Source organism: Lyngbya sp. CCAP 1446/10 (assembly GCF_026130175.1).
Classification (GTDB): Bacteria; Cyanobacteriota; Cyanobacteriia; order Cyanobacteriales; family Microcoleaceae; genus Microcoleus.
In genome coordinates, this window is record NZ_JAIGNI010000024.1 from 62,828 (window position 1) to 73,122 (window position 10,295).

General features: G+C 50.0%; 7 protein-coding genes. 6 read left to right on the forward strand and 1 reads right to left on the reverse strand.

Going from position 1 to position 10,295, the window contains the following annotated elements; translation table 11 throughout:
* The first annotated feature begins 272 nt into the window (after window positions 1-272).
* From K4039_RS12385 to K4039_RS12405, 5 genes are all read left to right on the forward strand, one after another.
* The gene (locus tag K4039_RS12385; protein ID WP_265235488.1) at window positions 273-1,421 is read left to right on the forward strand and encodes a sulfate ABC transporter substrate-binding protein; all 1,149 of its coding nucleotides are present in this window, start codon (window positions 273-275) and stop codon (window positions 1,419-1,421) included.
* 113 nt (window positions 1,422-1,534) lie between these two features.
* A complete protein-coding gene (gene cysT, locus K4039_RS12390) occupies window positions 1,535-2,395 on the forward strand; it encodes a sulfate ABC transporter permease subunit CysT (RefSeq protein ID WP_265235489.1) in 861 nt (286 codons plus the stop codon).
* Window positions 2,385-3,263 carry a sulfate ABC transporter permease subunit CysW gene (cysW, locus tag K4039_RS12395; RefSeq protein WP_265235490.1) on the forward strand — a complete coding sequence of 293 codons (879 nt, stop codon included), beginning with the start codon at window positions 2,385-2,387 and terminating at the stop codon, window positions 3,261-3,263. The genes cysT and cysW overlap by 11 nt, the downstream gene beginning before the upstream one ends.
* 78 nt (window positions 3,264-3,341) lie before the next feature.
* Window positions 3,342-3,701, forward strand: a complete 360-nt coding sequence (locus K4039_RS12400; protein WP_265235491.1) for an NIL domain-containing protein — start codon at window positions 3,342-3,344, stop codon at window positions 3,699-3,701.
* Window positions 3,702-4,146: 445 nt separating this feature from the next.
* On the forward strand, window positions 4,147-9,450 hold the full coding sequence (locus K4039_RS12405) for an SdrD B-like domain-containing protein (protein ID WP_265235492.1): 5,304 nt from the start codon (window positions 4,147-4,149) through the stop codon (window positions 9,448-9,450).
* A gap of 92 nt (window positions 9,451-9,542) precedes the next feature.
* Here the strand turns inward: K4039_RS12405 and K4039_RS12410 are convergent, their stop codons facing one another.
* Complete coding sequence (locus tag K4039_RS12410) at window positions 9,543-9,923, reverse strand: c-type cytochrome (protein ID WP_265235493.1); 381 nt, start codon at window positions 9,921-9,923, stop codon at window positions 9,543-9,545.
* Window positions 9,924-10,103: 180 nt separating this feature from the next.
* Here K4039_RS12410 and petG point away from each other — a divergent pair, with 180 nt between their 5' ends.
* Window positions 10,104-10,223, forward strand: a complete 120-nt coding sequence (gene petG, locus K4039_RS12415) for a cytochrome b6-f complex subunit V (protein ID WP_015174208.1) — start codon at window positions 10,104-10,106, stop codon at window positions 10,221-10,223.
* Window positions 10,224-10,295 lie beyond the last annotated feature (72 nt).

Below are 10,295 nucleotides of genomic sequence, written 5' to 3' on the forward strand. Positions count from 1 at the left end.
ATTTGGGCGAGGAGCCAGCGCATCCGTAAGGCGTTATCGTGCAGGCTTAGCACCTTGACTCAATCATCGTATTTATACGGTTTACATTTTACCGCGAATCTGGTTCAAAACCACGGATGGTAAGACTTGAGGATTAGTCGATCGATCGCGAGCCCCCCCAATTCATTTTTTTTGTTGCTATTTTTACTTGCGCCTGTTTATAATCGTACTTCACCACCATAATTACGGTATTCCGACCTAATAACCGTAGTTTCTGTAGAGGAACAAATATAATGAGCCAGCGGCAACACCTAACTCAACAATTTCACCGAGCGCAACAGTCACCAGGAGGCAAAAATCAATCGTTGACTTCACTCAAAAGATTCCTGTCCCTATTTTTAGTAGGAATAACTTTAAGTCTGGCCATTGTATCCTGCCAGCAGGGAACCCCCAGCAACCCCGCAGCCACTCCCGGCGCTGGTGCTAGCCCAGGAGCCAAAAAAGGCAACATAGAACTAACCCTCGTTTCCTTCGCCGTCACCAAAGCCGCCCACGAAGCGATAATTCCCAAATTTGTTGAACAGTGGCAAAAAGAAAAGGGGCAAACCGTCAGCTTTAACCAGAGCTACGGCGGTTCCGGTTCCCAAACCCGAGCCGTAATTGACGGATTAGAAGCCGACATCGTGCACCTAGCCCTCGCCCTCGATACCGCCAAAATCGAGAAAGCCGGACTCATTGGGCCCGGGTGGGAAAAAGAAGTGCCCAACGAAGGCATCGTCAGCAAATCCGTAGCAGCCATCGTCACCCGCGAAGGCAATCCCAAAAACATCAAAAATTGGGAAGACTTAGCCAAAGACGGAGTGAAATTGATTACCGCCGATCCCAAAACATCAGGCGTGGCTCGCTGGAATTTCCTAGCACTTTGGGGCTCGGTTGTCAAAACCGGAGGCGATGACACCAAAGCATTAGATTTTACGAGCAAAGTCTACAAAAACGTTCCCATCCTGACCAAAGACGCCCGCGAAGCCACCGACGTATTTTTCAAACAAGGCCAAGGTGACGCCTTAATTAACTACGAAAACGAGATTATTCTGGCATCTCAGAAAGGCGAAAAACCGACTTATATTATTCCAGACGTGAATGTGTCGATCGACAATCCGATCGCCATCGTCGATAAAAACGTGGACAAACACGGCACCCGCGAAGTCGCCGAAGCATTCGTCAAGTTTCTCTACACCCCAGAAGCTCAGCGAGAATTTGCTAAAGCAGGTTTTCGGCCAATAGATGCGACAGTCGCCGCAGAAGCAGAATTTGTCCAAAAATATCCCCCCGTCAAAACCCTATTTACAGCTCAAGACTTAGGAGGTTGGGGAGAAATTCAGAAGAAATTCTTTGATGACGGAGCCGCTTTTGACAAAATCCAAGGTTCAATTAAACGCTAATTCCTGAATTACCCCTTCGCAGTCATTACTTACTCGTTACTCGTTTCCAGGCTCTGCTTGGGAACGAATAAATCGGAGTTTATCGGCGTTCATCTGCGGTTAAAAATCACCCTATGACAGTATCATCTCCAGCAACCAACTCTCAATCTGCGATCGCCAACATCAAAAGAGCGATCGGCAAAATCACCCTACCTTGGGGAATCACCATAGGCTACCTCAGCCTCATGCTATTTTTGCCAGTCACAGCCATGCTGCTAAAAGCCAGCACAGCAAACCCCGTCGAATTTTGGAAAATTGCCACAAGCCCGATCGCCCTTTCCGCCTACAATGTCACGTTTTTTACCGCATTAATTGCCGCATTAATTAACGGAGTATTCGGCACATTAATTGCCTGGGTATTAGTCCGCTACGACTTTCCCTTAAAACGGATTGCCGATGCAGCAGTAGATTTACCCTTTGCACTCCCGACATCAGTTGCAGGTTTAACCCTCGCCACAGTTTACAGCGATAACGGCTGGATCGGCGGGCTGTTTGCACCCTTCGGAATCAAGATATCATTCACTCGCTTAGGCGTAGGCGTAGCAATGATCTTTATTTCCTTACCCTTCATCGTGCGGACTGTACAACCAGTTTTAAACGAAATGGAAAAAGACATCGAAGAAGCAGCTTGGTGCTTGGGTGCTTCTCAATTTCAAACCTTCTGGCGAGTAGTTTTACCGCCACTGTTTCCGTCAATTTTAACCGGAGTTGCCCTCGGATTTTCGCGAGCGGTGGGCGAGTACGGTTCTACTGTAATAGTAGCTTCTAATATACCGTTTAAAGATTTAATCGCACCTGTCTTAATTTTCCAGCGATTAGAGCAGTACGACTATGCAGGAGCCACGGTGATCGGCACTTTCATGTTAGGTATTTCCCTGACAATGTTATTCGCTATAAACCTCTTACAATCATGGAGAAGACGCTATGACGGCTAATTTGAATTTATCGAAAGAGTACAATTTTCCACCTAGTGGTTCAGCTAGAAAAAAAGAAAAAGCTTGGGTAAAACCAACTTTGATCGGAATTGCGATCGTCTATCTTGGACTCATCTTATTTATTCCAGCTCTCAACGTTTTTTACCAAGCTTTTAAAAAGGGAGTAGAACCATTTTTTAGCAACTTAACCTCACCAGATTTTCTGTCAGCAGCACAACTTACCCTGCTGATTACACTGATAGTTGTACCTGTAAATACGGTATTCGGTTTGTGTGCAGCTTGGGTTATCGGCCGCAACAAATTTCGGGGACGCACACTCTTAATCAGCATTTTAGACGTGCCATTTGCCGTATCTCCCGTAGTAGCAGGTTTAATGATTGTACTGCTTTACGGTCGCTTGGGATGGTTCGGTCCGTGGCTGGAGAGTGCCGGAATTAAGGTTATTTTTGCCTTTCCCGGAATGGTACTAGCAACTGCTTTTGTCACTCTACCTTTTGTCGCCCGCGAAGTGATTCCTGTTTTGGAAGAAGTGGGAACAGATCAAGAAGAAGCAGCGAAAACTTTAGGAGCAAATGATTGGCAAATCTTCTGGAATGTCACGCTACCGAATATTCGCTGGGGCTTGCTTTACGGAGTAATTTTGACCAATGCTAGAGCAATGGGAGAATTTGGAGCCGTCTCTGTGGTGTCGGGAAATATTGCTAAAAAAACCCAAACTTTGCCTTTGTTTGTAGAGGATGCTTACAAGCAATATGCGACGCAATCGGCTTTTTCTGCTGCGGTAGTTCTCGGTTTGTTAGCAGTTGTTACTCTCGTGCTTCAGGAGATTTTGGAAAAGAAAACTAGCATTAAGGAGGTTGACAGTTGACAGTTGACAGTTGATAGTTGACAGTTGGGTTTTGTTCCTCAACGCAACCTACATTTAAGTAAATATTAGGAGGCTGAAATGTTAGATCAGAATAGTAGCAAATCTGAATTTGAGTCGATCGACAATTTTCACAAAACCCAAGAATCAGATATCCCGCATACTGAGTCAGGAGACAGCAGACCAACTCAAACCCGCATTCGCATTCGTGTTCCTAAAGAATACCATCAGGAACCTGTAATTTCTAACCTGATTTCCGAACACGGTTTGACGGTGAATTTTAATGCGGCTTTGTTGGGTGTCAAAACTTCGGATGATGGTTGGTTTGATTTGGAACTTAACGGTACAAGTCAACAGATTGAAAGTGCTCTGATTTATCTCAACGATTTAGATGTGGAAATATGGAGCAATTCCAATCATCCCGATGAAGAAACTTGGTAATTGGTGATTATTCGCGGTACAGGCTCAGCTTCGCGTTGCCATCAATACCGTAAACAAATAACATCAAATTTTAACTAATGACGCTCGATCGCCATTAGTTATTTTTTTTGCTTGACATTTATGACAAAACGTAGTATTTTATCGAGTCTAATGACATCAAAAACTGCGCGCCAGTCTTCTCAAATATTTTTTTAACAGCCGGAACAATATCCGCCTGGAAAACTTCTACAGAATCAAACTAACTTAGTATATCCTAGGGGAGCATAAAAAAAAGGTTTTGTCAATATTCCATTTAGGTGAAAGTTAGGGCAATCGACTTCGTTGGCGTAGCCCCCATAGGGGCGGGTTTTGCCAACGACTCGCATCCGCAGAGGAATTTGATCGATCGCTGCTGCGTTTGGTTTGTGCTATGAATTTAGTGTGTGTGTACCAGAGGAATTTAATCATGGAACTCTATAAAGAACGGAAACACCAGATAGTTTTTGCAGATTCACAAGTTAAAGATTGCGAAAGTTTAACAGAAACCGCGAATTCCGATACAGAAGTTGTTATCCTGAAGGGCGATCGCGACGGCATCGAGCAAATCGCCGAAACACTTAAGCAGCGGACAAATATTGCAGCCGTCCACATTTTGTCTCACGGCGCAGCAGCCAGCTTGCAACTGGGAACCACAGAACTGAATCTCAGCAATATTGAAAGCTACCGCAATTATTTAGAAACATGGTTTGCTTTGCCAGCAGCCGAAGCAAACTCGAACTCTTCAAATACTGCTAAACCTGAAATTTTACTTTACGGTTGCAATGTCGCCGCCACAGAAGCAGGTGTCGCCTTCGTGGAAAGGCTGAGCCAGCTCACAGGAGCAAATATTGCCGCTTCGGATAACTTGACTGGGAATGCGGCACTCGGTGGAGACTGGGTGCTGGAAGTAACTACAGGGAAGATAGAGACTCCTGTGGCGTTTTCCCAAGAGGCGAGGGAAGCATATAGTGGCGTGCTTGCTGACTTAAACCAGAATGCTGGCGACTTTAGCGGACTGCTAAATGCCATCAATGTTGCCAACATCAACGCTGGGATTGACACAATTACCCTGACTGCGGATATCACCCTCACGGGGCTGCTGCCAAAAATTAGTGACAACACCATTATCATTGGCGGAGGTTTTGCCATCAGGGGCGCTAATAATTTCCGCGCCTTGGTAGTTGATAGCGGTGCAAACCCAGTCAACATCTCCAACCTCACCATTGATTCTGCAAGAGCATTAGGTGGCAACGCACCAGTTGGTGGTGGTGGTGGCGCAGGGGGTTTAGGCGGCGCACTTTTTATCAATACTGGCAGTGTAATTGTTGACAGAGTGACTTTCTCGAACAACAGTGCGATCGGCGGTAACGGTACTGCTGGGAGCGGTGGCGTTGGTGGCAACAGCGACTTAAACACTGGTGTTCCTGGTGGCACTCCTGGTGCGGCCGGGATCGGTGGTGTTGGTGGCACTCCTAATGGCGTTGGCGGCACTGGTGGCACCGCTGGGGATGGTAGCGCTGGCTTCCCTGGTGGCACTGGTGGCATTGGTGGCATTGGTGGTACTGGTGGAGCCACCACCGGTAGTGGTGGGCCTGGCAGTGCTGGTGGGATTGGCGGTGGCGGAATCTTCGGCGGTGGTGGTGGTGGCGGTGGTGCTGGCGGTGCTGGTGGTGCTACTGCTGGTGCTCCTGGTATTGTTGGCGTGGGCGGTACTGGCGGCGTGGGCGGTATTGGCGGCCTGGGCGGCGGTGGCGGTGCTGGCGGTGTTGGTGGTGCTGGTAGCACTGCTGGCACTGGTGGTGTTGGCGGTGCTGGTGGCACTGGTGGCGGCGGTGGTGCTGGTAGCACTGGTGGTGTTGGCGGTGCTGCTGGTGGCGGTGCTGGTAGCACTACCGCAGGTGGTGGCGGTGCTGGTTTGGGTGGTGCGATTTTTGTCGGTGGCGGCAGCTTGACCTTGACCAACAGCACCTTGTATAGCAACAGAGTTACGGGTGGAAATGCTGGTGATGTTACCGCAGGTGCGGGTACAGCCGCAGGCGGTGCAATTTTCGTTAACTTAGGTGCAGCAGCTACGCTGACTAACAACACGATCGCCTATAACACTGCTACAGCGGCTACTGTTGGCGCACCGGCTAGTCTGATTGCTAGATCCGGAGGAATTGACAACGGTGGTACTGTCACGGTCAAGAATACGATCGTCGCTGGCAACACTGCTGCTACCAACACCGATGTTACAGGAGCATTTACAGCGAACAACAACCTGATTGGAGTTATCACGGGGAGTACAGGTTTTGCGGCTACTGAGCAATTAGCAGTTCCGATCGCAAATGTATTAGCACCAGCCGCCGCTGCCGGACTCAACGGCGCAACTGCTGCTCCTTTCACCCTTGCCCTAGTTGACAATAGCCCTGTAACTACCAGCAGCAACCCTGCCATTGGTGGAGGCGACCCAACCATAACGGCCGTGGGCGCTACTGCTTTCGACCAACGCGGCACTGGTTTCCCTCGCAAAATTGACAATACTCTCGTTGCAAAACCCAATGTTGACATCGGTGCTTACGAGTACGGGCCCGTTGTTCAGGGTCAGAAATTCAACGATCTCAACGGCGACGGCGTTAAAGCTGCGACAGATCCAGGTTTAGACGGATGGACTATTACCGCAGGAACCAAGACTGCTGTTACCTCTACCGTTGGTGCGACTATCGGCCAATACACCCTCACCGATACTAAGGCAAATACTGCGATCGCAGAAACGTTACAACCGGGCTACGTCCAGACGTTAGCAGCAACAGCGACCACTGGTACTGCTGATGTCATTGTTGGTACTGACTTTGGCAACTTCCAGTTGATGACCATCAGTGGTTTGAAATTCGATGATCAAAACGGCAACGGTACTCAAGATCTTCCTGTAGATTTGCCAGTAACTACTGGCGTTACGATTAATTTACTCAACGCCGCCACTGGGGCAACGATCAGTAGTACCACCACTGATGCGACTGGTAATTACAGTTTCACAGCCTTGCCGCCCCTTACAGGCGGTGCAGCCTATCGCGTCCGGGAAGTCGTGCCGACAGGCTTCACAAAAACCACCACAGATCCCGCCGACATCCCCCTCCAAAGCGGTGCAACTGTCGCCGGCGGAAACTTCGGTAACTTCAAAAACATCACCATTAGTGGCACCAAATTCGAGGATAAAGACGGCAACGGAGTCCTAGATGGGACAGACGGAGCATCGGCAACTCTGTTTGATATTCAGTTACTCAATGCCGCCGGTGCAGTGGTAAAAACCGAAAGTACAACTACCATCGGCAACTACACATTTACCGACATTGGGCCCGGCACATACACCCTAAAGGAAGTGCCAAAGACTGGTTGGCTGCCAACTCTTGCCCCCACTGGCAGCATCACTGCCACCAGTGGCACAGACATCACTAACACCGCTGCCACTCCCACAAACTTCGGCAACTTCCAGTTAGGCAAAATCAGCGGGCTCAAATTTAACGACCTCAACAAAAGTGGTGTCCAAGATACTGGCGAACCAGCGCTAGCAGGCTGGACAATCTACCTGGATACCAACAACAACACCGTCCAAGACCAAGTACCAAACGAAACTGGCACCAGCGCCGCCGTCACCAATGCCGACGGCAAGTACGAGTTCACCAACCTGGTAGCCGGCACCTACAACATCCGGGAAGTGCCACAAACCGGCTGGACGCAAACGGCTCCCGCTGCCCCGGGCGCGTTTACGATCCCCGTCACCAGTGGCACCGACTCCCAAAACAACAACTTCGGCAACTTCAAGCCCAACACGATTAGCGGGCTGAAATTCAACGACGCCAACGATAGTGGCTTTAAAGATCCCGAAGAAACAGGACTGCCCAACTGGCAATTCTTCCTCGATACCAACAGCAATGACACCTTCGACACCGGGGAACAGAGTACCCTCACCGATGCCACTGGCAACTACAAATTCCTCGATTTGCCAGCAGGAACCTACAAAGTGCGGGAAGTGCCGCAAATCGGCTGGACGCCAACTACGCCCAACCCGGCCGACATCACTGTCACCAGCGGTCAAGACATCGTTAACATCAACTTCGGTAACTTCAAGTCGAGTACGATTAGCGGCCAAAAATTCAGCGACCTCAACCAAAACAAAATCAAGGATCCCGGGGAAGTGGGTCTGCCCAACTGGCAAATCTTCCTCGATAACCAACCACAAAATGGAGTCTTCGATCAGGGCGAACTGACTACCATCACTGATAAGGATGGCAACTACACTATCAAGGACATACCCGCAGGTACTTTCCAGGTAAAGGAAGTCCCGCAAACTGGCTGGATACAGACGACCACCGACCCCGCTCCCGTTACGGTTGCCGGTGGAGATGCCAAGACGGGCATTGACTTCGGTAACTTCCTGCCCCAACCGGGCACGATCCGAGGTCTGAAGTTCCGAGACACTAACAACAATAAGATTCAGGATGCTGGAGAACCGGGTTTAGCCGATTACCAAATTGTGTTAACCAACCTCGCAGCTCCAACCCCAGGAGCTCCTGCTATTGTTCCTGTTACTACCACCACAGACGGCAGTGGCAACTATCTGTTCACGAACCTAACGCCGGGAAGCTACCGCGTCCGGGAAGTCCAGAAATCTGGGTTTACCCAAAGCACCGACGACCCCACGGACATCGCGCTGACTTCGGGTCAGATTGTCACCGGCATCAACTTCGGGAACTCCCCGACGCCGACACCTATAACGCCGACACCGACACCGACACCGACACCTATAACGCCGCTGCCGACACCGACGCCGACACCTGTAACGACGCCAACACCACCGACTCCTGCACCGACGCCGCCAACACCGCCGACTCCTGCACCGACGCCGACTCCTGAACCGACGCCGACGCCGACTCCTGAACCGACGCCGACGCCAACACCTGTAGGGACAGATTTGGTTTGCCCTGATCCATTCCCCAGGATTGTGGCTCCCAATCTGCCTGCAACTCCTTCACGGGGTAATGTGATCAATGGCCCTAACGGGGACGATACGATCGTGGGCAGTGCCGGCAGTGACTCGATCTTCGGATTGGGTGGCAACGATTTGATTTTTGGCCTACAGGGGGGCGACTACATCAATGGCAATACGGGCAACGATACCGTCTACGGAGGCATCGATAACGACACTCTCTTTGGCGGTAAAGGCTTTGACCTGATTTTTGGCGATCGCTCGAATGATACGATTTACGGCAATCGCGGCAACGACTCGCTCAGTGGCGACGAAGGCAATGACGTATTGTACGGTGGCAAAGCCGACGATGTAATGTTGGGAGGCGCTGGCGACGACGTGCTGTTTGGCGATGAGGGTAATGACACTCTCTGCGGCGGTGACGGTAACAATACCTTACTGGGCGGTAGTGGCGATGATGTACTCTTTGGTGGCACCGGCGATGACTTGCTCTTTGGCGGCATTGGCAATGACACCCTGATCGGTGGTAGCAACCGACAAGACTTTGTATTGGCAGCGATTCAGGGAACTGACACGATTATCAACTTTGCGCCAGAATTGGATTCGATCCAGTTGGTGGGAGGCTTGGACTTCAGTCAACTGTTGTTAACCGAAACTAACGGCTCAACTGCGATCGCGATCGCCAGCACTAACCAGACTTTGGCTATATTGGGGGGCATACTGCCGGGCCAGTTATCGGCGAGCAGTTTTAGCTTGCTGGTTTAGTCCGCACTCCTCCTCCGGGTGCGCATTGCGCACCTTACTCTTACCTGGACAAATCGGGAGCAGGGGAACGAAATTTCGTTCCCTTTTTTTGTTTACATTTGTTCGAGATATTTCAGCAAGTCGGCCATTTCTTGCGGACTCGGCTGAAACTGGGGCATTGGTGGGGTTCGCCCGCTGGTGACTTGGCGGATCAGCTCGAATTCGGATTTGCGATCGGAAACTCGCTGCAAGTTGGGCCCGACTTGAGTATCTCCAGCGGATATGTGACACCCCGCACAGTTCATTTGAAAGATGGCGGAACCCTGAAACTGGTCGCCAGTCAGGGACATTACGCTTCTGACGTAGGGATCGGCGACTTGAAACTGACGAATTGTCAGACTCGCCAATATGATGGCAAGCAACACCGTGATCGCAAATATGGCAATTCGCTCGATCGGGTTCTTAATTTCATTCGTGGCAAGTTGGTGATTCAAAGGAGTTCAATTTAAAAAACTATCTACAAGAAAATTTATTTCTCATAACATAGCTTAATCCTTCCCAGCCGGGATATCAAGTTCTGAGACCCCGGAAGGCCCAAGAATGCGAAACTTCAACTGTGTAAGTGCTGGTAATATTAAAAATAGATTGTTAAATCTTAACGTTAAGGAGCTCTCATGGTAGAACCGCTACTTTCAGGTATTGTTCTGGGTCTAATCTTTGTTACTCTGTCGGGGCTGTTTTTTGCTGCTTACCAGCAGTACAAGCGCGGCGATCAGTTGGGTATCAACAAGTAGAAGGGCTGACAGTCCCTCGGTGAGGTGAGGGGGAGAGGGGAGATGGGGAGATGGGGAGATGGGGAGATGGGG

Coding starts and splice junctions, on each gene's coding strand:
- K4039_RS12385 (WP_265235488.1), top strand. CDS start 273: ATGAGCCAGCGGCAACACCTAACTCAACAATTTCACCGAGCGCAACAG.
- cysT (WP_265235489.1), top strand. CDS start 1,535: ATGACAGTATCATCTCCAGCAACCAACTCTCAATCTGCGATCGCCAAC.
- cysW (WP_265235490.1), top strand. CDS start 2,385: ATGACGGCTAATTTGAATTTATCGAAAGAGTACAATTTTCCACCTAGT.
- K4039_RS12400 (WP_265235491.1), top strand. CDS start 3,342: ATGTTAGATCAGAATAGTAGCAAATCTGAATTTGAGTCGATCGACAAT.
- K4039_RS12405 (WP_265235492.1), top strand. CDS start 4,147: ATGGAACTCTATAAAGAACGGAAACACCAGATAGTTTTTGCAGATTCA.
- petG (WP_015174208.1), top strand. CDS start 10,104: ATGGTAGAACCGCTACTTTCAGGTATTGTTCTGGGTCTAATCTTTGTT.